The organism is Erwinia rhapontici (assembly GCF_012271765.1).
Lineage (GTDB): Bacteria > Pseudomonadota > Gammaproteobacteria > Enterobacterales > Enterobacteriaceae > Erwinia > Erwinia rhapontici.
Window position 1 is genome coordinate 678,339 of the sequence record NZ_VRKO01000010.1, and the last position, 22,182, is coordinate 700,520.

The 22,182-nt window shown below is 55.0% G+C and carries 22 protein-coding genes; 11 read left to right on the forward strand and 11 right to left on the reverse strand.

The window, feature by feature from the left end:
* Complete coding sequence (locus FVB43_RS08335; RefSeq protein ID WP_167863766.1) at window positions 1-1,146, reverse strand: MalY/PatB family protein; 1,146 nt, start codon at window positions 1,144-1,146, stop codon at window positions 1-3.
* 99 nt (window positions 1,147-1,245) lie between these two features.
* Here FVB43_RS08335 and cutC point away from each other — a divergent pair, with 99 nt between their 5' ends.
* Together cutC and FVB43_RS08345 are read left to right on the forward strand one after the other, a co-directional pair.
* Window positions 1,246-2,001, forward strand: coding sequence for a copper homeostasis protein CutC (gene cutC / locus FVB43_RS08340; protein ID WP_133841772.1), 756 nt, complete (start codon window positions 1,246-1,248; stop codon window positions 1,999-2,001).
* Between the two features lie 192 nt (window positions 2,002-2,193).
* Entirely contained in the window at window positions 2,194-3,030 is an 837-nt protein-coding gene (locus FVB43_RS08345) for a hypothetical protein (protein ID WP_133841773.1), read from the forward strand.
* Between the two features lie 54 nt (window positions 3,031-3,084).
* Here the strand turns inward: FVB43_RS08345 and FVB43_RS08350 are convergent, their stop codons facing one another.
* From FVB43_RS08350 to FVB43_RS08375, 6 genes are all read right to left on the reverse strand, one after another.
* Complete coding sequence (locus FVB43_RS08350) at window positions 3,085-4,182, reverse strand: glycerol dehydrogenase (protein ID WP_133841774.1); 1,098 nt, start codon at window positions 4,180-4,182, stop codon at window positions 3,085-3,087.
* A 205-nt stretch (window positions 4,183-4,387) separates the two neighbouring features.
* Window positions 4,388-5,356, reverse strand: coding sequence for a tRNA 5-methoxyuridine(34)/uridine 5-oxyacetic acid(34) synthase CmoB (gene cmoB / locus FVB43_RS08355; protein WP_133841775.1), 969 nt, complete (start codon window positions 5,354-5,356; stop codon window positions 4,388-4,390).
* Window positions 5,353-6,093, reverse strand: coding sequence for a carboxy-S-adenosyl-L-methionine synthase CmoA (gene cmoA, locus FVB43_RS08360; protein ID WP_133841776.1), 741 nt, complete (start codon window positions 6,091-6,093; stop codon window positions 5,353-5,355). The genes cmoB and cmoA overlap by 4 nt, the downstream gene beginning before the upstream one ends.
* Window positions 6,094-6,177: 84 nt before the next feature.
* Complete coding sequence (locus FVB43_RS08365; RefSeq protein ID WP_133841777.1) at window positions 6,178-6,573, reverse strand: MAPEG family protein; 396 nt, start codon at window positions 6,571-6,573, stop codon at window positions 6,178-6,180.
* An 86-nt stretch (window positions 6,574-6,659) separates the two neighbouring features.
* On the reverse strand, window positions 6,660-7,484 hold the full coding sequence (locus tag FVB43_RS08370) for a DUF72 domain-containing protein (RefSeq protein WP_133841778.1): 825 nt from the start codon (window positions 7,482-7,484) through the stop codon (window positions 6,660-6,662).
* Window positions 7,485-7,590: 106 nt separating this feature from the next.
* Window positions 7,591-8,160, reverse strand: a complete 570-nt coding sequence (locus FVB43_RS08375) for a hydrolase (protein WP_159336490.1) — start codon at window positions 8,158-8,160, stop codon at window positions 7,591-7,593.
* 311 nt (window positions 8,161-8,471) lie between these two features.
* On the opposite strand from FVB43_RS08375, the gene aspS reads away from it, so the two are divergent.
* From aspS to ruvB, 6 genes are all read left to right on the forward strand, one after another.
* Window positions 8,472-10,259 carry an aspartate--tRNA ligase gene (aspS, locus tag FVB43_RS08380; RefSeq protein ID WP_167863767.1) on the forward strand — a complete coding sequence of 596 codons (1,788 nt, stop codon included), beginning with the start codon at window positions 8,472-8,474 and terminating at the stop codon, window positions 10,257-10,259.
* Window positions 10,259-10,693: a dihydroneopterin triphosphate diphosphatase gene (nudB, locus tag FVB43_RS08385; RefSeq protein ID WP_133841781.1), complete on the forward strand. Its 435-nt coding sequence runs from the start codon at window positions 10,259-10,261 to the stop codon at window positions 10,691-10,693. Before aspS ends, nudB begins: the two co-directional genes overlap by 1 nt.
* A gap of 186 nt (window positions 10,694-10,879) precedes the next feature.
* Window positions 10,880-11,623, forward strand: a complete 744-nt coding sequence (locus tag FVB43_RS08390) for a YebC/PmpR family DNA-binding transcriptional regulator (RefSeq protein WP_133841782.1) — start codon at window positions 10,880-10,882, stop codon at window positions 11,621-11,623.
* Between the two features lie 31 nt (window positions 11,624-11,654).
* Window positions 11,655-12,176 carry a crossover junction endodeoxyribonuclease RuvC gene (ruvC, locus tag FVB43_RS08395; protein WP_133841783.1) on the forward strand — a complete coding sequence of 174 codons (522 nt, stop codon included), beginning with the start codon at window positions 11,655-11,657 and terminating at the stop codon, window positions 12,174-12,176.
* A gap of 96 nt (window positions 12,177-12,272) precedes the next feature.
* Window positions 12,273-12,887 carry a Holliday junction branch migration protein RuvA gene (gene ruvA / locus FVB43_RS08400; protein ID WP_133841784.1) on the forward strand — a complete coding sequence of 205 codons (615 nt, stop codon included), beginning with the start codon at window positions 12,273-12,275 and terminating at the stop codon, window positions 12,885-12,887.
* Window positions 12,888-12,900: 13 nt separating this feature from the next.
* Window positions 12,901-13,911: a Holliday junction branch migration DNA helicase RuvB gene (ruvB, locus tag FVB43_RS08405; RefSeq protein WP_167863768.1), complete on the forward strand. Its 1,011-nt coding sequence runs from the start codon at window positions 12,901-12,903 to the stop codon at window positions 13,909-13,911.
* Window positions 13,912-13,954: 43 nt separating this feature from the next.
* Here ruvB and znuB read toward each other — a convergent pair whose 3' ends face one another.
* Window positions 13,955-14,740, reverse strand: coding sequence for a zinc ABC transporter permease subunit ZnuB (gene znuB / locus FVB43_RS08410; protein ID WP_159336492.1), 786 nt, complete (start codon window positions 14,738-14,740; stop codon window positions 13,955-13,957).
* Entirely contained in the window at window positions 14,733-15,491 is a 759-nt protein-coding gene (gene znuC, locus FVB43_RS08415) for a zinc ABC transporter ATP-binding protein ZnuC (RefSeq protein ID WP_133841787.1), read from the reverse strand. The genes znuB and znuC overlap by 8 nt, the downstream gene beginning before the upstream one ends.
* Window positions 15,492-15,568: 77 nt before the next feature.
* Here znuC and znuA point away from each other — a divergent pair, with 77 nt between their 5' ends.
* The 3 genes from znuA (at window position 15,569) to lpxM (ending at window position 18,973) form a co-directional block, all read left to right on the forward strand.
* Window positions 15,569-16,528 carry a zinc ABC transporter substrate-binding protein ZnuA gene (znuA, locus tag FVB43_RS08420; RefSeq protein WP_133841788.1) on the forward strand — a complete coding sequence of 320 codons (960 nt, stop codon included), beginning with the start codon at window positions 15,569-15,571 and terminating at the stop codon, window positions 16,526-16,528.
* Window positions 16,529-16,540: 12 nt separating this feature from the next.
* A complete protein-coding gene (gene mepM / locus FVB43_RS08425) occupies window positions 16,541-17,866 on the forward strand; it encodes a murein DD-endopeptidase MepM (protein WP_133841789.1) in 1,326 nt (441 codons plus the stop codon).
* Between the two features lie 135 nt (window positions 17,867-18,001).
* On the forward strand, window positions 18,002-18,973 hold the full coding sequence (lpxM, locus tag FVB43_RS08430) for a lauroyl-Kdo(2)-lipid IV(A) myristoyltransferase (protein ID WP_167863769.1): 972 nt from the start codon (window positions 18,002-18,004) through the stop codon (window positions 18,971-18,973).
* Window positions 18,974-19,016: 43 nt separating this feature from the next.
* Here lpxM and FVB43_RS08435 read toward each other — a convergent pair whose 3' ends face one another.
* Window positions 19,017-20,243, reverse strand: coding sequence for an MFS transporter (locus FVB43_RS08435; RefSeq protein ID WP_133841791.1), 1,227 nt, complete (start codon window positions 20,241-20,243; stop codon window positions 19,017-19,019).
* Between the two features lie 238 nt (window positions 20,244-20,481).
* The gene (gene pyk, locus FVB43_RS08440; RefSeq protein WP_133841792.1) at window positions 20,482-21,924 is read right to left on the reverse strand and encodes a pyruvate kinase; all 1,443 of its coding nucleotides are present in this window, start codon (window positions 21,922-21,924) and stop codon (window positions 20,482-20,484) included.
* Window positions 21,925-22,182: the final 258 nt, after the last annotated feature.

A 22,182-nucleotide genomic window follows, 5' to 3' on the forward strand; every position in this document is an offset into this window, starting at 1 on the left:
CTAGCGGCCGATAGCCAGCGCCAGCGTCATGCGGCGCAAGGCTTCGTCTAACATCGCACGCTGGCAGCCGAAGTTGAAACGGATAAACTTATCGTCACCGAAGTCACGCCCCGGTGAAAAGCCCAGCCCATGTTTTTCAAAGAACAGGGCCGGGCTGGCGACTTTCAGTTTGCTGGCATCAATCCAGCCCAGATAGCTGCCCTCTGGTGCCACCATGCTCAGTCCCGGTAGCGCATTCACGTGCTGTGTCAGTGCGTCACGGTTGCTGCGCAGGTACTCCACCTGCGCATCCAGCCACGGTTGCCCGTCCTGCCAGGCGGCCGTTGCGGCGACATAGGACAGAACATCGACATCCGGCACCATCCCTTTACGTTCCCGGTTAAAACGGTCACGCAGTTCGCGGTCAGGAATGATGGCCACAGACGCACCGAGGCCAGCAATGTTGAAGCTTTTCGACGGAGACAGCAGGGTAATGGAGCGCTGGGCGGCATCTTCACTCAGGCTGGCAAACGGGATATGTTCAGCGCCCGGCTCCAGCAGCAGGTCGCAGTGAATTTCATCAGAACACACTATCAGGTCATGTCGCTGGGCAAAGCGCAGTTGTGCCTCCAGTTCCTCACGGCGATAAACGGTACCGCCCGGGTTCTGCGGGTTACACAACAGCAGCAGTTTTTCGTTGCCCTTAAGCTCAGGTTCCAGAGCATCCAGATCCAGCACCCAGCGCTGATTCTGAAGCTGTAACGGGGCGCTGACCTGCTCGCGTCCGGCCAGCTTTGCTGCCAGGCGGAAAGGGGGATAAATTGGTATGGGCGCAATGGTGCCCTGATGTGGCTCGGTAAACGCGCGTACGCACAGATTCAGCCCGGTAACGACGCCCGGTAGAAAGACCAGCCACTCGGGTTGAATTTTCCAGCCAAAACGTGTGTTCATGCGCTCAATGACGACCTCAATAAAGGCCTGCGGCGGGACACCATAGCCGAAGATGCCGTGTGAGATACGAGTCTGTAATGCTTCAGTAATACAATCAGCTACGCGAAAATCCGTGTCTGCGATCCACAACGGAAGGATATCCCGATCACCATATTTTTGCCATTTCAGGCTATCGCTGTGACGGCGGTCTATCCGTTGGTCAAAATTGAATGCCATGCTGATGATTCCCGTTAAGATAAATACCAGTAATGTCGATCAGACTAATCATCGGCATGAAAATAAACAACCAGACAGCAGTGATAACCGGAGGATGGGATGCGAAAACTGGAAATATGCTGCTACGGAGTGGAATGTGCCGTGACGGCGGAACGAGCGGGAGCCGATCGCGTGGAGTTATGTGCTGCGCCAACGGAAGGGGGATTAACACCATCGGCGGGGACATTGATGTCAGCTCGTCGTCGCGTTGCGATCCCGGTCCATCCGATTGTGCGCCCCAGAGGGGGAGATTTTTGTTACAGCGATATCGAATTTGAGCAGATGAAGTCAGATATTGCGTTTATCCGGGAACAGGGCTTTCCGGGGCTGGTGATCGGGTTGCTGGATGTGGACGGGCATATTGATCTGCCGCGCATGCAGCACGTCATGCAGCTGTGTCAGGGTATGGAGGTGACCTTTCATCGTGCCTTCGATTTGTGCCACAGCCCGGTCATGGCACTTAAGCAACTGACTGATTTAGGCGTGTCGCGCATCCTCACTTCCGGACAGCAGCAGAGTGCAGAAAGCGGCTTACCCCTCTTGAGGGAGCTTACCCGCATGGCGAAGGGCGTAAAAGTGATGGCCGGTGCGGGTGTGCGCCTGAGCAATGTGCAAAAGTTTATCGATGCTGGCCTGCTTGAGTTGCACAGCTCCGCCAGCCAACGTATTGCCTCATCGATGCGTTACCGTAAAGCCGGTGTGTCTATGTGTTCGGATGCTGAAAATGACGAATTTACCCGCACCTGCGTTGATGGTGATGTGGTCGCCGCGATGAAAAGCGTGATGTCGCTCGGCGCACCGCTTCACGTTGCCTAAATCCGTTGCCGCCTGGCGGTAACGTGCCGATTTTGCCGCGCAGCACGCCGTTCTCAGACGTGGTGTTTGCAAGTACCAGACCCCAGCGCCTTTTGTTGGGGTTTTTTTTGCTCCTGGTGCGGGTTTGTAATGCGTGTTGTACCCAAAAAAAACTACACTGAGTCATCTCCTTAATCTGCCATAAGAGCTGTGATGAAGATTCCGTTTTCGGGTTGTACGCTGATGATGACGCTGGCCTTTTTGCTGACTCCGGCTGCACAGGCGGCAACAGACTGCACGCCGGGCTTTCAGCAGGTGGCCAGTAATAACAGCATTGTGATGTTGGGGGGAACGGCCAGAGGCCCGGTTAAACAGTTTGTCCTCGGCGAATTTGGTAAGGATGTTAATCAGCAAAAACGCATGATTGGCGAGTTTGATCGCTGCGGAACGCTGAAACGTGCCGATTTGCGCTTCGATAAACAGGAAGGCAAGCTCCAGATCTCACTGGTGCAGAGTATTGAACATGTCAGGGATGGTTGGCTTTCAAGCTATGAAATGACCGTTGCTGAATTACGTAACGGCCAGCCGGTGGTGATCAATGATAAACGTGGCACCACACATTATCGGACGGGAAGCCGCGGTAATATCATTAGCTCGGCGGATACGTTCGTCCTCAATGGTGAAAAAGGCTTCACGGAAACCACCCACCATTTCGACCGCCAGTCGCGGCTGATTAGCAGTATTGCGCGGGGATCGGATAGCAACAGTAACGGTAAATTCACCTACCGCTGGAACAAACAGAACCTGCTGGTGGCTTTGGCGTCTGATCGAGAAAAAATGACGCTGGACTACGACCGGGATCAGCGTGAGTTACGTCTGAGCAGCCGCTCGGATACAGCGATGAGCAGTATGACAACGCTGGAGGAGTGCCAGCTGTGGGATGACCAGGGGAACTGTACGTTGAGCTATACGCGTGAAATGGAAGTGTTCCCCTCCGGGATTATCCGGCGCAATATTACTGCCGCTTACCGCTACGAATATTGGGAATAAACCGCGGCAGAAAAATAAGGCCGATCGCCCGGATCGGCCTTCACTACAATACGGTTATTTCACTGACAGACTAAAGGCATCTACGGCCAGAATGGCGTTCGCCACATCCTCAGCGCTCAGTCCCGGGTTCAGGTTTTTCAACGTGTCCCCTTCGTTATTGGCCAGCGCGCCGATTTTCACCAGATCGTCCCAGCTTACGTTGTCCAGATGCAGCTCCTTCAGCGTGGTCGGCATCTTGATGGCTCGGTAGAAACGCACGTAGCGTGCGATCTCCTCATCAGGGCGCTGCTCCAGCACCATCTGGGTCAGGGTGCCGTAAGCCACTTTTTCACCGTGCGTCAGGTGGTGAATATCGCCCTCAATCGCAGTAAAACCGTTGTGGATAGCGTGGGCACCGGCCAGACCGGCGTTTTCGAACCCCAGCCCTGAAAGCAGCGTATTGGCTTCCACCACGGCTTCCACCGCGGGTGTCACCAGCTGTTTCTCCACGGCCTGATAGGCACTCAGCCCCCAGGTCAGGAGTGTTTTTTCACAGGCTTCGGCGATCGCCATTCCGGCAATGGTCGGGTCACCGTTGACCATCGATTTGCTGTGTGAACGTTTCACCGCCTGCGCTTCAACATAGGTCGCCAGGCCATCCGCAATACCGGAGGCAAACAGACGCACCGGCGCGCGCACGCAGACCTGCGTATCCACCAGCACCAGATCCGGGTTTTTACTGTAGAAACGGTAGCTTTCGAACACGCCGGTATCCGAGTAGATCACTGACAGCGCACTGCAGGGGGCATCGGTAGAGGCGATAGTGGGCACGACGGCAACGGGGTGTTTCAACTCATCGGCAACCGCTTTTACAGTGTCCAGGGTTTTACCGCCACCGAGTCCGACCACAATACTTGTTCCGTTGGCTTTCGCCAGTTTAGCCAGGCGGGTGATCTCATTGCTGGAGGCTTCACCGTTAAACTCTTCGTAGTGGAATTCGACCTTGTTCGCGATCAGGGAGGCTTTAACGTCTTTTCCGATCAGCCCCCAGACAATCTTGTCAGCAACGAGGAACGCATTGCTGCCCAGTTCGGCCAGATGCTCGCCCAGGTGGGCTAGCTGACCCGCGCCCTGAATGTATTTCCGTGGTGATGAAAAAACAAATTTACTCATACCAGATACTCCTTTCAGGTGAATTTAACGCACAACTGATCCCACACTAACCCGTAAGTATTAGGCCATTTGATCAAAAAGAGTGATTTAATAAGAATTATCATTCTCATTGACACAGATCAGGATTTCACTCAGAGCGGTGAGGAGGCAGGGCAACGACGAGGGGGAGGCAGGGTCAGCCGTAAGACGGCCAACCCTGTCGGGATTATGGTTTGGTCGCTACCAACACGGCACGCAGGGGGGCAGGATAACCTTCGACGGTTTTCGTTGGGTCGTTCGGGTCGAGGAACTCGGCCAGGGACTCGCTGGTCATCCAGCTGGTACGACGCTGTTCATCCGTGCTGGTGACCGAGTAATCAGCAATACGGACGTCAACAAATCCACACTTCTCCAGCCAGTTTTTCAGCGCCCCGGTTGACGGGATGAAGTAGACGTTACGCATCTGCGCATAGCGTTCACCCGGCACCAGTACCTGCAGGTCATCGCCTTCGACCACCAGGGTTTCCAGCACCAGTTCGCCGCCGCTGACCAGCTGATTTTTCAACTGGAAAAGGTGGTCGAGCGGGGAGCGGCGATGATACAGCACGCCCATTGAAAATACGGTGTCGAACGCCTTCAGCTCGGGCAGTTGCTCGATGCCCAGCGGCAGCAGGTGCGCACGCTGATCGTTGCCCAGCAGTTTACGCACGGCTTCAAACTGGCACAGGAACAGCTGCATCGGGTCGATGCCGACCACGAGGTTGGCACCCGCGCCCAGCATGCGCCACATGTGGTAGCCGCTGCCACAACCGACATCCAGCACCGTACGTCCGGCCAGTGAGGAAATATGCGGCAGCACCCGCTCCCACTTCCAGTCAGAACGCCATTCTGTATCGATAGTCACGCCGTACAGTGAGAACGGCCCTTTACGCCATGGCATCAGATTACGCAGCAGTTTTTCAATGCCGTCACGCTGGCGTGCGGAGAGATGGCTGCTGTCGGCGGTGACGCTGTGCAGTAAATCCAGCGTCTCCGGGGTCAGTGCGGGAAGGTGTTCAACGGAACGGTCCCAGTTTTTAAAGTGACCGTGCAGTGACTCGCGTTGCCAGGCCGCGATCTGCGCAGGCAGGGTTTCCAGCCAGTGAGACAGCGGGCTTTTGGCAATGAGTTGATAAAAATTTCCGAAATCCATCAGGGATGACCTGCTTTTAAGGCCACCAGAGAGCCAAAGTTAAAACACTGGAACCACAGTTCTGCATGCTGGAAACCGGCATTGTGCAGACGCTGTTTATGGGTTTCCACGCTGTCGGTCAGCATGACATTTTCCAGCATGCTGCGCTTCTGGCTGATCTCCAGTTCGCTGTAACCGTTCGCGCGTTTAAAGTCGTGATGCATGTTGAACAACAGTTCACCCACGTCAGAGTCAGCAAAGCTGAATTTTTCAGAAAGCACCAGCGCACCACCGGGTTTCAGTCCCTGATAAATGGTATTCAGCAACTGCTGACGCTCTTCCGGTGCCAGAAACTGTAACGTGAAGTTCAGTACCACCAGGGAGGCATTCTCAATCGGGATCTGGCGGATGTCCGCTTCAATCACCTCGACCGGCGTATCGGCACGGAAGGCATCAATGTGGCGGCGGCAGCGCTCAACCATGGCGGGTGAGTTATCAACAGCAATAATCTTGCAGCCAGCGGCAGTAATATTGCGGCGCACTGACAGCGTGGCCGCGCCCAGCGAACAGCCGAGATCGTAAACACGGGAGTCGGGCTGGACAAAGCGCTCGGCTAACATGCCAATCATGGAAATAATGTTGGAATAGCCGGGCACAGAACGCTGAATCATGTCGGGGAAGACTTCAGCCACGCGCTCATCAAACGTCCAGTCGCCCAGCTTGGCAATTGGCGCGGAGAACAGCGTATCGCGGTTAGACATAGTGGTAAGTCCGGGGAAGCTAACGGAAAGGGCATATTCTGGCAGAAAGCGCGGCGGGCTGCATCTTTTCTGCCAGTAGAACGGTCAGGAAGTGCCGAGAACCAGGTCCCAGGGCAGGAACAGCAGATTGACGACCACCATGCCGAAGAGCGAAAGCAGCGTCAGGAGCATGCCGTTACGGCGCCACAGTACGGTGCGGCTGCGTAAACCATACGCATGCATCAGACGGCCGAAAAAGAAAAACAGCCCGAGCAGATGCAGCATCCAGATATCGGCACCGTTCATCTCCATCATTACCAGCAGAAAGAGTGCGATGGGGATATTTTCGACCGCATTACCGTGGATGCGAATGGCCAGCTGTAAATCAGACACCCCACCATCACCGATCGAGACCCGGTACTGACGACGTAAGCGCACCACGTCGAGTAAAAACTTCAGGATAAAAAGCGTACCAAGTACCACGTAAAGCGCACTGACCATGACTCACTCCATGATGTAATAATGATCTTATTGAGTAGGGTATCGAACAATGCTGACACTGTCGCCAGGCATCAGCATGAACCGGTTCAGAATAACATCTCCTGCTGCGGCCATTCAGGGGCATCACCGATATGCGGGAGCACCTGCTGTAATCCGGGCCACAGCGCGCGCACCAAATCCGGTGCGAAGCCGACATCCGGGGTATGTATAAACAGCCACGGCTGGGCCGTTTCGCACCACTGCGGTAACCGATCTCGCCAGGCGTTGAACCAGCTCAGGTTAGCCTCGACGTTGTCGCCGCCGATAAAACGGATCATCGGGGCGTCTGCGGTCATCACCGCATGGACTGGCAGTTTAGGTTTTTTGCGTTGTGCCTCAATAATCGCGGCCGTTGAAGGATGGGCACTGTGCACGCCGCGGGTATCGAGGATCACCCGGTTGACGCGGCGCTGATGCAATCCGCGATTCAGCGCCTGCTCGGCCTCGCCTTTGGCAAAAAACTCCGGATGCCGCACTTCCACACCGTAGCGGAATTCCGTAGGCAGGTTATCGAGAAACTGCCAGAGAGCAGGCAGGTCAGCAGGCGAAAAAGCCGCGGGAAGCTGTAACCAGAACTGTCCGATGCGATCGGCCAGCGGAGAGAGCAGATCAAAAAACTCTGCGCTGAGATCGCCGCACTGGCGCAGCGCGGCCTGATGGCTGATGGTCGCCGGAAATTTAAAACAGAAGCGGAAGTCATCGTGCGTCATTGCCCGCCAGCGCTGTACCACTTCCGGGCGCGGCAGTGCATACAGCGTGGTATTGCCTTCGACACAGTTAAAGTGACGGGCATAATCTTCCAGGGTGGTCATCCCCAGTTTTTTCCATTGCGGGTGCTGCCACTGTGGCAGGCCAAGATACAACGGCTTCATTGTTTATCCACATTCAGTCAGTTGCGGGCAACTTTACCGTGTGGATACAGGGGAGTGCAAGGCAGGCAGTGGGGAGAAAGACCGGTTCCCTCCGGTCATGCGCAGGTTAAGACAGCGCGGCGATGACGTCATCTGACTGACGCACGCGGGCAATACGTGGGAAGATCCACTCGACGCTGGCCTGATGCTGCTCAGTGCTGGCGGTGCTACAGATATCTTCGGCAATCACCAGATTGAAACCCAGTTCCCAGGCGTTACGTGCGGTGGACTCAACGCCAATGTTGGTGGCGATGCCACCCAGCACAAGGGTGTCAATGCCACGACGGCGCAGTTGCAGTTCCAGATCGGTACCGTGGAATGCCCCCCACTGGCGTTTGATGACGTGCAGATCGCTCTCCTGAACACCCAGCGCTTCAGGGTAGACCCACCAGTTATCCGGCAGTGCGCCTCCGGCATGGGCGGCATCAACCGGTTGTTTTGGCGCATCGGCAAAATCCGCTGACCAGCCTACACGTACCAGCACGACCGGGGCGTTGTGTGCACGAAAGTGGTCGGCCAGTTTCGCGGCACGTGGCACGACATCACTGGCCGCGTGTGGTGCCTTGCCAAACGGCAGAATGCCTTCCTGTAAGTCGATCAGCACCAGTGCGGTGGTCTGGGGATTGAGATTGAGCATGCGTTTCTCCGGGATAAGGGGGAAAACCATTGAGAATACAAAGGAACAGTTAAACGAGGCGATGAAAATAATGTGGGTAAAGCGCTGAGATTTGTTAGCGGTTATGTCGTGGTGATGATGTTTTGTTAACCACAGCGTCCGGTGGCAGCACATCGCAGCGTTTTTCTGCCACTTTCCCCTGATGACAGCACTTATCCTGTGAGCCATTTTCCATTATAATGGCAGCCATTTTTCGCGGCAGCAGCGCTCCTCAGAGCAGGATAGTGATTATAAAGCTGCGGCAGCAGCGCTGAAGTTAAAAGGATATCGTTATGCGTACTGAGTATTGTGGGCAGATCAATCTGTCTCATGTAGGCCAGCAAGTGACACTGTGCGGTTGGGTTAATCGCCGTCGCGATCTGGGCAGCCTGATCTTTATTGATATGCGTGACCGTGAAGGCATCGTGCAGGTGTTCTTCGACCCGGACCGTCAGGCGGCTTTCGATCTGGCGTCTGAACTGCGTAACGAGTTCTGCATCCAGATCACCGGCACCGTGCGTCCGCGTGATGAGAAGAACAAAAACAAAGATATGGCCACCGGTGAGATCGAAGTGTTCGCCACCGACCTGACCATCATCAACCGCTCAGAACCGCTGCCGTTAGACTCCAATATGGCGAACAGCGAAGAAGCGCGTCTGAAGTATCGCTATCTTGACCTGCGTCGCCCTGATATGGCGAACCGCCTGAAAGCTCGTGCGAAAATTACCAGCTTTGTGCGCCGCTTTATGGATGAGCACGGTTTCCTCGATATCGAAACCCCGATGCTGACCAAAGCCACGCCGGAAGGTGCCCGTGACTATCTGGTGCCAAGCCGCGTGCATAAAGGCAAATTCTACGCCTTGCCACAGTCGCCACAGCTGTTCAAACAGCTGCTGATGATGTCCGGTTTTGACCGTTACTATCAGATCGTCAAATGTTTCCGTGACGAGGATCTGCGTGCTGACCGTCAGCCTGAATTTACCCAGATCGACGTTGAAACCTCGTTCATGACCGCCGCTCAGGTGCGTGAAATCATGGAACGTCTGGTTCGCAATCTGTGGGTTGATGTGAAGTCTGTTGAACTGGGTGACTTCCCAACCATGACCTTCGCCGAAGCGATGCGTCGTTTTGGTTCCGATAAGCCAGACCTGCGTAACCCAATGGAGCTGGTTGACGTCGCGGATCTGTTGAAAAACATTGAGTTCAGCGTCTTTGCTGGCCCGGCTAACGATGCCAAAGGCCGTGTTGCAACACTGCGTGTGCCGGGTGGCGCGACGCTGAGCCGTAAGCAGATTGACGACTACGGCAAATTTATCGAAATCTACGGCGCGAAGGGCCTGGCTTACATCAAGGTCAACGAGCGTGCTAAAGGCCTGGAAGGGATCACCAGCCCGGTAGCGAAATTCCTTAATGCAGAAATCGTTGAAGAGATTCTGGCACGTAACGGCGCCGCCGATGGCGATATGATCTTCTTCGGTGCGGGCAGCGCGAAAGTCGTGGCCGATGCCCTGGGTGCTTTGCGTCTGAAACTGGGTCGTGACCTTAAGATCACCAACGAGGCCTCCTGGGCGCCGCTGTGGGTCGTGGACTTCCCGATGTTTGAAGACGATGGCGAAGGCGGTCTGACCGCGATGCACCATCCGTTTACCGCGCCGAAAGAGATGACGCCGGAAGAACTGAAGAACGCACCGGAAACCGCGATTGCTAACGCCTACGATATGGTCATCAATGGCTATGAAGTGGGTGGCGGTTCCGTGCGTATTCACAACGGTCAGATGCAGCAGACGGTGTTCGGCATTCTGGGTATTGAAGAGCACGAACAGCGTGAGAAGTTTGGCTTCCTGCTGGATGCGCTGAAATACGGTACGCCACCGCATGCGGGTCTGGCCTTTGGTCTTGATCGCCTTGTCATGCTGCTGACCGGCACGGATAACATTCGTGACGTGATTGCCTTCCCGAAAACCACCGCTGCGGCCTGTCTGATGACCGAAGCGCCAAACTTTGCTAACCCGGCCTCACTGGCCGAGCTGGGCATTGAAGTGGTCAAGAAAGTGAAAGATCAGCCGTCAGAGAATAACTGATGGCGTATAAGCATCCGGTGTCGGTTCTGGTGGTGATTTATGCCCAGGATACCCGGCGGGTGCTGATGTTGCAGCGACGCGATGATGTGGATTTCTGGCAGTCGGTGACCGGCAGCCAGGAGCCGGGCGAAAGCCTGGCGCAGACCGCACAGCGGGAAGTGATGGAAGAGATTGGCATTGATATAAACGCCGGGCAGCTCACATTAGTGGACTGCCAGCGTCATATAGAATTCGAAATCTTTACGCACTTTCTTCATCGTTACGCACCGGGCACCACCCATAATCGGGAACACTGGTTTAGCCTCATGCTCCCTGCGGAGTGCAGCATCACATTGAGCGAGCATCTGGCCTTTCAGTGGCTGGATGCCCCGGCCGCCGCCGCGCTCACCAAGTCCTGGAGTAACCGCCAGGCAATTGAAGAATTCGTACTGTAATTTTGTTTAATTTTTATCTTTTGAACTTAGCTTGATGTCCAGGCGTTATCGGCGCAGATAGTTTGCGCACGGCCAGCGCGGAGCAACCGCAGCATACTTATGTATGTGAGGATTGCGAGCACTGCCCGGGTGCAAAATAGCAAGCAAGATAGCCTGTGCAATAGGCAATCTGGAGACTCAGTGTAAATGGCGGGACATAGTAAATGGGCGAATACCAAGCACCGCAAGGCTGCTCAGGATTCCAAACGCGGTAAAATCTTCACCAAAATCATTCGTGAGCTGGTGACTGCTGCCAAACTGGGCGGTGGTGATGCTAACTCCAACCCGCGTCTGCGTGCGGCGATGGACAAAGCACTGTCAAACAACATGACCCGTGACACCATGAACCGTGCGATTGCACGCGGCGTGGGCGGTGATGATGACAGCAATATGGAAACCATCATTTATGAAGGTTACGGCCCAGGTGGCACCGCTGTGATGGTGGAGTGCCTGAGTGATAACCGTAACCGTACCGTGTCAGAAGTGCGTCATGCCTTCACCAAAACCGGTGGTAACCTTGGGACGGATGGTTCTGTGGCCTACCTGTTCACCAAAAAAGGCGTGATCACCTTCGCACCGGGCCTGGAAGAAGACCAGGTGATGGATGCGGCGCTGGAAGCCGGTGCTGACGATGTGATGACCTGGGACGATGGCACCATCGACGTATTCACCGCATGGGAAAGCCTGGGGGCCGTTAAAGACGCGCTGGACGCGGCGGGTCTGAAGGCAGAAAGTGCCGAAGTCACCATGATCCCATCGACCAAAGCCGATATGGATGTGGAGACCGCACCAAAACTGCTGCGTTTGATCGATATGCTGGAAGACTGCGACGACGTGCAGGAGGTTTACCATAACGGTGAAATTTCTGACGAGGTGGCGGAAACCCTGTGACACTCCGTCCATCACATCGGGTGAGCGCGTAATGGCTATTATTTTGGGGATCGACCCCGGTTCGCGCATCACCGGTTACGGTGTGATTCGGCAGGTGGGGCGGCAGTTAACGTATCTGGGCAGTGGATGTATCCGCACCAGTGTGGCTGACCTGCCGTCGCGCCTGAAGCTGATTTATGCGGGTGTTAGCGAGATTATTACTCAGTTTCAGCCTGAGTTTTTCGCGATTGAGCAGGTCTTTATGGCGAAGAACGCCGACTCAGCCCTGAAACTGGGCCAGGCGCGCGGTGCGGCCATTGTTGCTGCCGTGAACCAGGATCTGCCAGTGTTTGAGTATGCGGCGCGGCAGGTGAAGCAGACCGTTGTGGGCATCGGTAGTGCAGAGAAAAGCCAGGTACAGCATATGGTGCGTACCTTGCTCAAACTGCCAGCGAACCCCCAGGCGGATGCCGCCGATGCGCTGGCGATTGCCATCACGCATTGTCACCTGAGCCAGAACGTCAATCGTATCGGTGAGGGCAAGCTTAACCTCGCTCGTGGTCGTCTGAGTTAATGGACAATGGCCCGCTAATCTCAACAGGCTGGATATTCATCCAGCCTTTTTTATGCTATAAACTCCCCTCTAAATTGTTATCAGAAGGAAGCGAATGTGATAGGTCGTCTGAGAGGCATTATCCTGGAAAAACAGCCGCCCGTGGTGTTACTGGAAGCCAGCGGCGTGGGTTATGAGGTGCAAATGCCAATGACCTGTTTTTATGAGCTTCCCGACATCAACCATGAAGCGATTATCTTTACTCACTTTGTGGTGCGCGAAGATGCGCAGTTGCTGTTTGGTTTTAACAGCAAGCCGGAGCGGGCGCTGTTCCGTGAACTGATCAAGGTTAACGGCATCGGGCCTAAGCTGGCACTGGCCATTTTGTCCGGTATGTCAGCGCAGCAGTTCGTCACCGCCGTTGAACGTGAAGAGATTGCTGTGCTGGTGAAACTGCCAGGCGTGGGTAAGAAAACCGCTGAGCGCTTAGTGGTGGAAATGAAAGACCGCTTCAAAGGGATGCACGGCGATCTGTTTGCCACCGATGCACCGTTTGCACTGACCAGTGAAATGCCGACAGAAGCCGCCAACGATGCCGAAAGCGAAGCCGTTTCTGCCCTGGTGGCGCTGGGGTATAAACCTCAGGAAGCCAGCCGCATGGTCAGCAAAGTGGGTAAACCGAACGCCGACTGCGAAACATTGATTCGCGAAGCCCTGCGCGCCGCTATTTGATTTGAGGTAGAGCATGATTGAAGCCGACCGCCTGGTCTCCGCCGGGGTCATCACCGAAGAAGAAGTTATCGACCGCGCTATCCGCCCGAAAATGCTGGCAGAGTACGTTGGTCAGCCGGTGGTGCGTGAACAGATGGAAATCTTCATCGAAGCCGCTAAGAATCGCGGTGATGCGCTCGACCATCTGTTGATCTTTGGCCCGCCGGGCCTGGGAAAAACCACGCTGGCAAATATTGTTGCTAACGAGATGGGCGTTAACCTGCGTACCACATCCGGCCCGGTGCTGGAGAAAGCAGGCGATCTGGCGGCGATGCTGACCAACCTCGAACCTCATGATGTCCTGTTTATTGATGAGATCCACCGACTGTCGCCCGTGGTGGAAGAAGTGCTGTACCCGGCGATGGAAGACTATCAGCTGGATATTATGATCGGGGAAGGCCCGGGCGCGCGTTCGATTAAACTCGACCTGCCGCCGTTTACCCTGATTGGCGCTACCACGCGCGCGGGCTCACTGACGTCACCGTTGCGTGACCGTTTCGGCATTGTGCAGCGTCTGGAGTTTTACCGGGTAGAAGACTTGCAGCACATCGTTGCCCGTAGTGCGTCCTGCCTCGGGTTGCCATTGAGTGATGATGGCGCGCTGGAAATCGCCCGCCGTGCTCGCGGTACGCCGCGTATCGCTAACCGACTGCTGCGCCGCGTGCGTGACTTTGCCGAGGTGCGTGCGAACGGCAGTATGAGCGGTGACGTGACCTCAAAAGCACTGGATATGCTGAGTGTGGATACCGAAGGTTTCGACTATATGGACCGCAAACTACTGCTGGCGATTATCGATAAATTTATGGGTGGCCCGGTCGGGCTGGATAACCTGGCGGCGGCAATCGGTGAAGAGCGCGAAACCATCGAGGACGTGCTGGAACCGTATCTGATCCAGCAGGGCTTTATTCAACGCACGCCGCGTGGCCGTATGGCCACCCAGCATGCTTACAAGCACTTCGGCATCGACCGACCAGAATCACAGTAAGTAGGGGCGAGGGATGCCTCCTTGCCCGTGCAAAAACGGCGGGTTACACCGCCGGTTTCTTCACCATACTCAGCATGAACATCACCGCTGCCCCCAGCACCACAGAAGGGCCGGCTGGCGTATCGTAGAAGGCAGAGAAGGTCAGACCGATGGTCACGGCCATAATGCCAATGACCACCGCCAGTGCCGCCATCTGCTCCGGTGAGCGGGCAAAACGGCGGGCGGTGGCGGCAGGGATAATCAGCAGTGAGGTGATGATCAACGCCCCGACAAATTTCATCGCTACCCCAATCGTCAGCGCCGTGATCAGCATCAGAATCATTTTGGTCCGCTGAATATTGACGCCATCCACCTGCGCCAGCTCAGGGCTGATGGTGATTGACAGCAGGGCACGCCATTGCCACGCCAGCAGAAGCAGAACCACCGCCACACCCGCGACAATCGTCCACAGATCGGTTGGTGTCACGGCCAGCAGGTCACCAAACAGATAGGCCATCAGATCCACACGCACGTCAGACATCAGGCTGACCACCACCATGCCCAGCGACAGCGCACTGTGCGCCATAATGCCCAGCAGGGTATCAATCGCCAGATGCGGACGACGCTCCAGCCACACCAGCACCAGCGACAACAGCAGAGTGACTACGATCACTGCATAAAACGGACTGACATTAAGCAGCAGGCCAAAAGCTACGCCCAGCAAGGAGGCATGTGCCAGCGTGTCGCCAAAATAGGACATGCGACGCCACACCACAAAGGAACCCAGCGGCCCGGCTGCCAGCGCCAGTAATACGCCTGCTAACCAGCCGGGTAATAATAATTCAATCATGACGGCCGGTCCCTTTGCGCAAAATAATTCGTCCCTGGAGATCGTGACGATGGTTGTGATGGTGGCGATAAATCGCCAGCTGTTCAGCACCGCGTTGGCCGAACATCGAGATAAATTCAGGGTGTTTGGACACCGCTTCTGGCGTACCCGAACAGCAGATATGGTGATTGAGGCACAAGACCTCGTCGGTTTTCGCCATCACCAGATGCAGGTCGTGGGAGACCATCAGCACGCCGCAGTTGAGTTCGCGGCGCAGCTGGTCGATCAGGTCATACAGCGCCACCTGACCGTTGACGTCAACGCCCTGCGTGGGTTCATCAAGCACCAGTAGCTGCGGCTGGTTGAGCAGTGCTCGTGCCAGCAGCACACGCTGCATTTCGCCACCGGAGAGTTTTTGTAGCGGGTATTCCAGCAGATGAGCCGCCTGCACGCGTTTCAGCGCGGGCAGAATATCGTCTGACTTTACCCCAGGTCGCAGACGCATAAAGCGCGCAACCGTGAGGGGCAGGGTGACATCAAGATGGATTTTTTGCGGCACGTAACCAATACGCAGTTGCGCCGGGCGCAGCAGGGTACCGGCGGTGGGGGCAATCAGCCCGAGCACCACGCGCACCAGCGTTGATTTACCGGCCCCGTTCGGCCCGAGCAGGGTCAGAATTCGGCCAGGTTGCAGCGAAAGTGACACATCGGACAGGACACGGCGCTGTCCAAAGCTCACAGAAATTTTTTCAAGGGTGATCAAAGATGACATGTCGATTACTGGTTGCAGAAAATTACGAATGTTATAATATCACAATCCATCAGCTCTTCACGATGGATTGAATCATTATGTTACACAAAAAAACACGTGCCTTATCAATGCTCGCAGGCATGAGCATTGCCGCTTCGCTTGTGCTTCCTGCCCATGCAGACGTTGTTGCCTCCGTTAAACCTGTTGGATTTATCGCTGCCGCGATTGCGGATGGCGTCACACCGGTGAATGTTTTGCTGCCCGATGGTGCCTCAGAGCATGATTATGCCTTGCGTCCTTCCGACATTAAACGCTTAAAAAGCGCGGATTTAGTGGTCTGGGTTGGCCCGGAAATGGAAGCGTTTATGACCAAATCTGCCGCCAGTTTGCCCGCACAAAAGAACGTCGAAATGAGTGCCCTCCCAGGTGTGAAAGGCTTGCTGCTGAAGGGCGGCGAAGACGAAGAAGAAGAAGAGCATGAAGCACATGCGGGGCATTCGCATGAGGCTGCTGACAGCCACGATCACCACCATCATGGTGAGTATAATATGCATCTGTGGATGTCTCCGGAGATCTCAAAGCAAACGGCGATTGCAATCCATGGAAAATTGTTGGAACTTATGCCGCAAAGCAAGGACAAACTAGACGCAAACCTGCAGCACTTTGAGGCAGAATTGGCGTCAGCCGATGCGAAAATCAGTAAACAGTTGGCCCCGGTTAAAGGCAAAGGGTATTTCGTTTTTCATGATGCTTACACTTACTTTGAAAAACACTTCGGTCTGACCCCATTAGGTCATTTTACCGTCAACCCTGAGATCCAACCCGGTGCGCAGCGTTTACATCAAATACGAACACAGTTGGTTGAGCAAAAAGCAGCCTGCGTTTTTGCTGAACCACAATTCAGGCCAGCCGTGATAGAGGCCGTTGCCAGAGGGACCACCGTGCGTTCGGGCACACTGGATCCACTCGGGACGGACATCACCCCAGGTAAAGACAGCTATGTGACATTCCTCTCACAGTTGTCCAGCCAGTATGAGAGCTGCCTGAAAGGAGAATAGAGGAACATTTAAGTGCAGCAGATATCCCGCGCTGTCGCCATGGCGTTTAATAATTTACCCCGGCCCCACCGCATTATGTTGGGGTCGCTGACCGTTGTAACGCTGGCCGTCACGCTGTGGCGGCCTTACGTTTATCATCCGGGTAACGAAAGCCCGATTGTTAAAACCGTCGAGCTCGATAAAAATCAACTACGTACCTTGCTTCCTGAAGCCAGTGAGCCGATAGATCAGGACACCCCATCCCCGGCTGACGATGCCCCGAAAGATGAAATCGATGAAGACGTTCCGGATGAAAGCGGCACGCACGATTACGTTGTTTCAACAGGTGATACCCTCAGCAGCGTGTTAAACCAGTACGGCATTGATATGTCGGAAATCAACATGCTGGTGAAAAGCGATAAAGATTTGCGCAACCTGCAAGTCGGGCAGCAACTCTCATGGTCGCTGAACGACAATGGTGATTTACAGCGCATTACCTGGGAAGTGTCCCGCCGTGAAACGCGCACTTACGACCGCTCCGGTGACGGCTTCAAACCCTCTTCTGCCATTCAGAAGGGAGAGTGGCAAAACAGCGTATTAAGCGGTGTGGTCAACGGCAGTTTTGTCAGCAGTGCCAGGAAAGCGGGGCTGTCCAGCAGTGAAATCAGCGCGGTGATTAAATCCCTGCAATGGCAGATGGATTTCCGCAAGCTGCGTAACGGCGACAAGTTCTCCGTACTGATGTCGCGCGAAATGCTGAATGGTAAAAGCGAGCAGAGTGAACTGGCTGGCGTGCGCCTGAACAGTGGTGACAAAGATTATTACGCGATCCGTGGGGCAGACGGTAAGTTCTATGACCGTAACGGTTCCGGCCTGGCGCGTGGTTTTATGCGTTTCCCAACCGTGAAACAGTATCGCGTGTCATCGAACTTTAACCCGCGTCGTTTAAATCCGGTAACCGGGCGTGTTGCGCCACACAAAGGCGTGGACTTTGCTCTGCCAGTGGGGACGCCAGTGCTGGCTGTCGGTGATGGTGAGGTTATCGTTGCTAAACGCAGCGGTGGGGCGGGTAACTACGTTGCCGTTCGCCATGGACGTCAGTATATGACGCGCTATATGCATCTGAAGAAGCTGCTGGTGAAACCCGGTCAGAAAGTGAAGCGTGGCGATCGCATCGCGCTTTCCGGTAATACGGGGCGTTCTACGGGGCCACACCTGCACTTTGAAATCTGGATTAACAATCAGGCAGTGAACCCGTTGACGGCCAAACTTCCGCGTATGGAAGGGTTGACCGGTAAAGACCGTCGCGATTACCTGGCGAAAGTGCGCGAAGTCGTGCCTCAACTTCGCTTCAAGTAAGATTGCTGCACATAAAAAAGCCGATGGTGGATGCCATCGGCTTTTTTTTAGCCTAAACAGGCGCATTCACGGCAATAACTTTGCAAAATCTTCCGTCAGCACTATCATAAGCCCGTTATTGTTCGAGGCCAGTGCATGGAAAACAGAAAAAATAATCAAATTGAGTTCATTCCCACGTTTAACAAAAGTTTCTTATTGCCACGCTATTGGGGAAGCTGGCTGGGTGTTGGCGCATTTGCCAGTCTGACGCTGGTGACCCCACGTCTGCGTGACCCGTTATTGGGTGCATTAGGTCGTCTGGCAGGGAAATTTGCCCGCAGTGCGCGCCGTCGTGCACAGATTAACCTGTTGTACTGCATGACGGATAAGTCAGAGCAAGAACGCGAAGCGATCATCGACGAGATGTTTGCCGTTGCCCCGCAGTCGATGGCGATGATGGCCGAACTCGCCCTGCGGCCGAAGAACGCAAAGAAGCGTATTCGCTGGCACGGACGTGAGATTATCGATGATTTGCAGAATGACGGGCAGAATGTCATTTTCCTGGTACCCCACGCCTGGGCCGTCGACCTGCCGGCGATGGTGCTGGCGTCTGAAGGGCAGCCGATGGCGGCGATGTTCCATAACCAGAGCAATCCGGTAATGGATTACGTCTGGAACCGGGTAAGACGCCGTTTTGGCGGTCGTATGCATGCGCGTAACGACGGCATCAAACCGTTTGTCCTGTCTATCCGTCAGGGATACTGGGGCTATTATCTGCCGGATCAGGATCACGGTGCAGAGCAGAGTGAATTCGTTGATTTCTTCGATACTTACAAAGCTACGCTACCCGCGGTAGGGCGTATGATGAAAGTCTGCCGGGCGAAAGTGGTACCGCTCTTCCCGGTGTATAACAGCAAACGCCACTGTCTGGATATTTATCTACGTCCGCCGATGGACGATCTGCCGGATTCTGATGATGCTTCACAGGCTCGCCGGTTGAATAAAGAAGTGGAAGATTTTGTGCGTCCGCATCCGGAGCAGTACACCTGGATACTCAAGTTGCTGAAAACACGCAAACCCGGTGAGAAAGAACCTTACGATCGCAAAGAACTTTATCCAAAGAAGTAATACTGGCAGGGGACAACGCGCTATGTTGTTGTCCCCTGGCCGATCAGTTCAGTGAGGAACGACGCTTCCATTCCCGCAGAAATGCCCGTACTAACACGCACCACACCAGACCGCAGGCCAGATTCGCCAGGCTGAAAGCGCGGGCACCGTCGCTAAAGTAAGCAAACTTCGCCAGCTCAATCCCCAACGCAAACACCAGAATACTCACCATGCCGAGCATTGCGGCGACACTGCCTTTGCCTGCCTGGCTGGAAAACAACGTCAAACGGTACAGACCCGCGTTCACCAGTCCGGTGCCAAAACCGTAGAGACTGAGCCCGGCAGTCAGCCACAGGTAGCTGTGCTTGTCGATAACGGAGGCCAGTGCGGCGATCCCAAGGCCCAGTAAAATCGGCCAGGCGCCCAGGCGCAGCGGTTGATCGATAGGCACGCGAGAGGCAAGCTTGCCCAGGGTCAGGTTCCCGGCAATCATGGCGACGAATACGGGAAGCTGCAACAGTGCGTAATCCAGCCGTGTCAGCCCCTCATCGTGGATTAGGATCACGGGCGACAGCGCCACCCAGGCCAGGCACGGGATGGTCACCAGGCCTATTGCCAGTGAACCACTCATCACCTGACGGTCTTTCAGCAGGGCCAGATACCCTTTGCCCAGAGAGGGAAGTGACAGCGACATCTGCGGGTCACCGGCCGTTTCCGGCATGGTACGCCACAGGCCCAGAAGGGCAATGGCCGTGACGGCACCAAACAGCCAGAACATGGTACGCCAGTCACTGATTTCCAGAAATGCAGCCCCGGCCAGCGGACCCGCGAGCGGAGCCAGCAGCGCAACGTTGGCCATTAACGCCATGATACGCACGCTAAGGGCTTCATCGAAGGCTTCCTGTATCGCGGCATACCCCACGGCGCCAATGAAGCACAGGCTGATTCCCTGCAGGAAACGCAGCAGGATAAATTGCTCGATGCTCTGCACCCAATGGGTCGCCATACAGGTCAGCATGAAGAAGGTAACTCCGGCGAGCATCACCGGGCGCCGACCCAGCTTGTCCGACAGGGGGCCCAGCAACCACTGCAACACAATGCCGCCAATCAGATAGGCCGTCAGAGAGGCTGATACCCATTCTGGCCCAACGTTAAATTCCTGAGTGACCAGCAACATACCGGGCTGAATCATATCGTGGGCGATATAGGTCGCAAACTCGAAGAGGACTAATGACAATGGGAATATCAGGTGTCGACGGGTCAGGTTCGACAGTGGAACAAATGACGCCATTCTGGCTCCCTCCAGGGGGTGGTGTAATGCAGCAGCGTGTCAGCTTTCGGAACCGCGCTAACATAACGCATTCTCGCCCGATCACAATGCATAAATATGAAGGTGAGGTAGGTGGCCATTTAACGGCATCACATGATGGAGAGTTGAGGGGTAATACGCTTTGCAGAGTGAGTCTAAAGCGAGCACGAAGTGGGAGTGGAATATATTGGGCCTTGCGGCCCAATATATTCAGGCGGAATTACTCAACGCGCAGCACACGGCTGGTATTGGTGGTTCCGGTGGTGCTCATCACATCGCCCTGGGTAACGATAACCAGGTCACCTGACATCAGGAAGCCTTTTTCACGCAGCAGATTGATAGCGTCATGCGCAGCGACAACGCCATCATTATTGCTGTCGAAGAAGACCGGGGTGACACCACGATACAGCGCGGTCAGATTCAGCGTGCGCTCATGGCGCGACATCGCGAAAATTGGCAGACCTGAGGTGATACGTGAGGTCATCAGCGCAGTACGGCCTGACTCGGTCATGGTGATAATGGCCGTGACGCCCTGCAGATGGTTCGCTGCATACATCGCCGACATCGCAATGGCTTCTTCGATGTTATCGAACTGCACATCAAGACGGTGTTTGGAGACGTTAATGCTTGGGATTTTTTCTGCGCCCAGGCAGACTTTCGCCATCGCTGAAACGGTTTCTGCCGGGTACTGGCCTGCTGCCGTTTCTGCAGACAGCATGACGGCATCGGTGCCGTCGAGCACGGCGTTAGCCACGTCCATGACCTCTGCACGCGTCGGCATCGGGTTAGTGATCATCGATTCCATCATCTGGGTGGCAGTGATCACAGAACGGTTTAACTGGCGAGCACGACGGATCAGGGCCTTCTGAATACCGACCAGCTCCGGATCACCAATCTCAACGCCCAGATCGCCCCTGGCCACCATCACGACATCCGAGGCAAGAATGATGTCATCCATCGCTTCCTGGCTGGCAACGGCTTCAGCACGTTCCACTTTGGAGACGATTTTTGCATCACAGCCGGCTTCACGTGCCAGACGACGTGCATAGTTGAGATCTTCACCACAGCGGGGGAAGGACACGGCCAGGTAGTCGACGCCAATTTTGGCGGCGGTCAGGATATCGGCTTTGTCTTTTTCCGTGAGCGCTTCGGCTGACAGGCCACCACCGAGTTTGTTGATGCCTTTATTGTTCGACAGTGGCCCACCAACGGTCACTTCGGTGAAGACTTTCATGCCCTGGACTTCCAGTACCTTCAACTGTACACGGCCATCATCCAGCAGCAGGATATCGCCCGGTACCACATCGGCAGGCAGACCTTTATAATCGATCCCCACTTTCTCTCTGTCGCCTTCGCCTTTGCCCATGCTGGCATCCAGCAGGAATTTTTCCCCGATATTCAGGAAAACCTTGCCTTCTTTAAAGGTAGAAACGCGGATTTTCGGCCCCTGAAGGTCACCCAGAATCGCGACATGCCGTCCCAGTTTAGCGGCAATCTCGCGCACTTTGTCGGCGCGCATTTGGTGATCTTCTGGCGTGCCATGTGAGAAGTTAAGACGAACGACGTTGGCGCCGGCAGCGATGACTTTTTCGAGGTTATTATCGCGATCGGTAGCGGGGCCCAAGGTGGTTACAATCTTGGTTCTTCTGAGACGACGAGACATAGAGTTTCCTTAGCTAGGGAGACCTAAAGTGATGTGTAGAGTATTCACTTAAGAGGTCTAAAGATGATTATCTATTCAGATGTACGGTTTAGTTATTCATTCTCGTACGCCAGCCTTCTTCTGCATTCGAATAAGGCTGGCGTAGTGTGAAGGCCTCGACTGATACAATACTGACACAACCCGCCAAAGTCACTCCTATCGTAAGACATTCCCTTAAGAATGACCTTGGTGGTGCAGGAACCTGCTATAACCTTGACG

Excerpts from the sequence above, each read along its gene's own strand:
- FVB43_RS08335 (WP_167863766.1), bottom strand. The coding sequence starts at position 1,146 with ATGGCATTCAATTTTGACCAACGGATAGACCGCCGTCACAGCGATAGC.
- cutC (WP_133841772.1), top strand. The coding sequence starts at position 1,246 with ATGCGAAAACTGGAAATATGCTGCTACGGAGTGGAATGTGCCGTGACG.
- FVB43_RS08345 (WP_133841773.1), top strand. The coding sequence starts at position 2,194 with ATGAAGATTCCGTTTTCGGGTTGTACGCTGATGATGACGCTGGCCTTT.
- FVB43_RS08350 (WP_133841774.1), bottom strand. The coding sequence starts at position 4,182 with ATGAGTAAATTTGTTTTTTCATCACCACGGAAATACATTCAGGGCGCG.
- cmoA (WP_133841776.1), bottom strand. The coding sequence starts at position 6,093 with ATGTCTAACCGCGATACGCTGTTCTCCGCGCCAATTGCCAAGCTGGGC.
- FVB43_RS08365 (WP_133841777.1), bottom strand. The coding sequence starts at position 6,573 with ATGGTCAGTGCGCTTTACGTGGTACTTGGTACGCTTTTTATCCTGAAG.
- FVB43_RS08370 (WP_133841778.1), bottom strand. The coding sequence starts at position 7,484 with ATGAAGCCGTTGTATCTTGGCCTGCCACAGTGGCAGCACCCGCAATGG.
- FVB43_RS08375 (WP_159336490.1), bottom strand. The coding sequence starts at position 8,160 with ATGCTCAATCTCAATCCCCAGACCACCGCACTGGTGCTGATCGACTTA.
- aspS (WP_167863767.1), top strand. The coding sequence starts at position 8,472 with ATGCGTACTGAGTATTGTGGGCAGATCAATCTGTCTCATGTAGGCCAG.
- nudB (WP_133841781.1), top strand. The coding sequence starts at position 10,259 with ATGGCGTATAAGCATCCGGTGTCGGTTCTGGTGGTGATTTATGCCCAG.
- FVB43_RS08390 (WP_133841782.1), top strand. The coding sequence starts at position 10,880 with ATGGCGGGACATAGTAAATGGGCGAATACCAAGCACCGCAAGGCTGCT.
- ruvC (WP_133841783.1), top strand. The coding sequence starts at position 11,655 with ATGGCTATTATTTTGGGGATCGACCCCGGTTCGCGCATCACCGGTTAC.
- ruvB (WP_167863768.1), top strand. The coding sequence starts at position 12,901 with ATGATTGAAGCCGACCGCCTGGTCTCCGCCGGGGTCATCACCGAAGAA.
- znuB (WP_159336492.1), bottom strand. The coding sequence starts at position 14,740 with ATGATTGAATTATTATTACCCGGCTGGTTAGCAGGCGTATTACTGGCG.
- znuC (WP_133841787.1), bottom strand. The coding sequence starts at position 15,491 with ATGTCATCTTTGATCACCCTTGAAAAAATTTCTGTGAGCTTTGGACAG.
- znuA (WP_133841788.1), top strand. The coding sequence starts at position 15,569 with ATGTTACACAAAAAAACACGTGCCTTATCAATGCTCGCAGGCATGAGC.
- lpxM (WP_167863769.1), top strand. The coding sequence starts at position 18,002 with ATGGAAAACAGAAAAAATAATCAAATTGAGTTCATTCCCACGTTTAAC.
- FVB43_RS08435 (WP_133841791.1), bottom strand. The coding sequence starts at position 20,243 with ATGGCGTCATTTGTTCCACTGTCGAACCTGACCCGTCGACACCTGATA.
- pyk (WP_133841792.1), bottom strand. The coding sequence starts at position 21,924 with ATGTCTCGTCGTCTCAGAAGAACCAAGATTGTAACCACCTTGGGCCCC.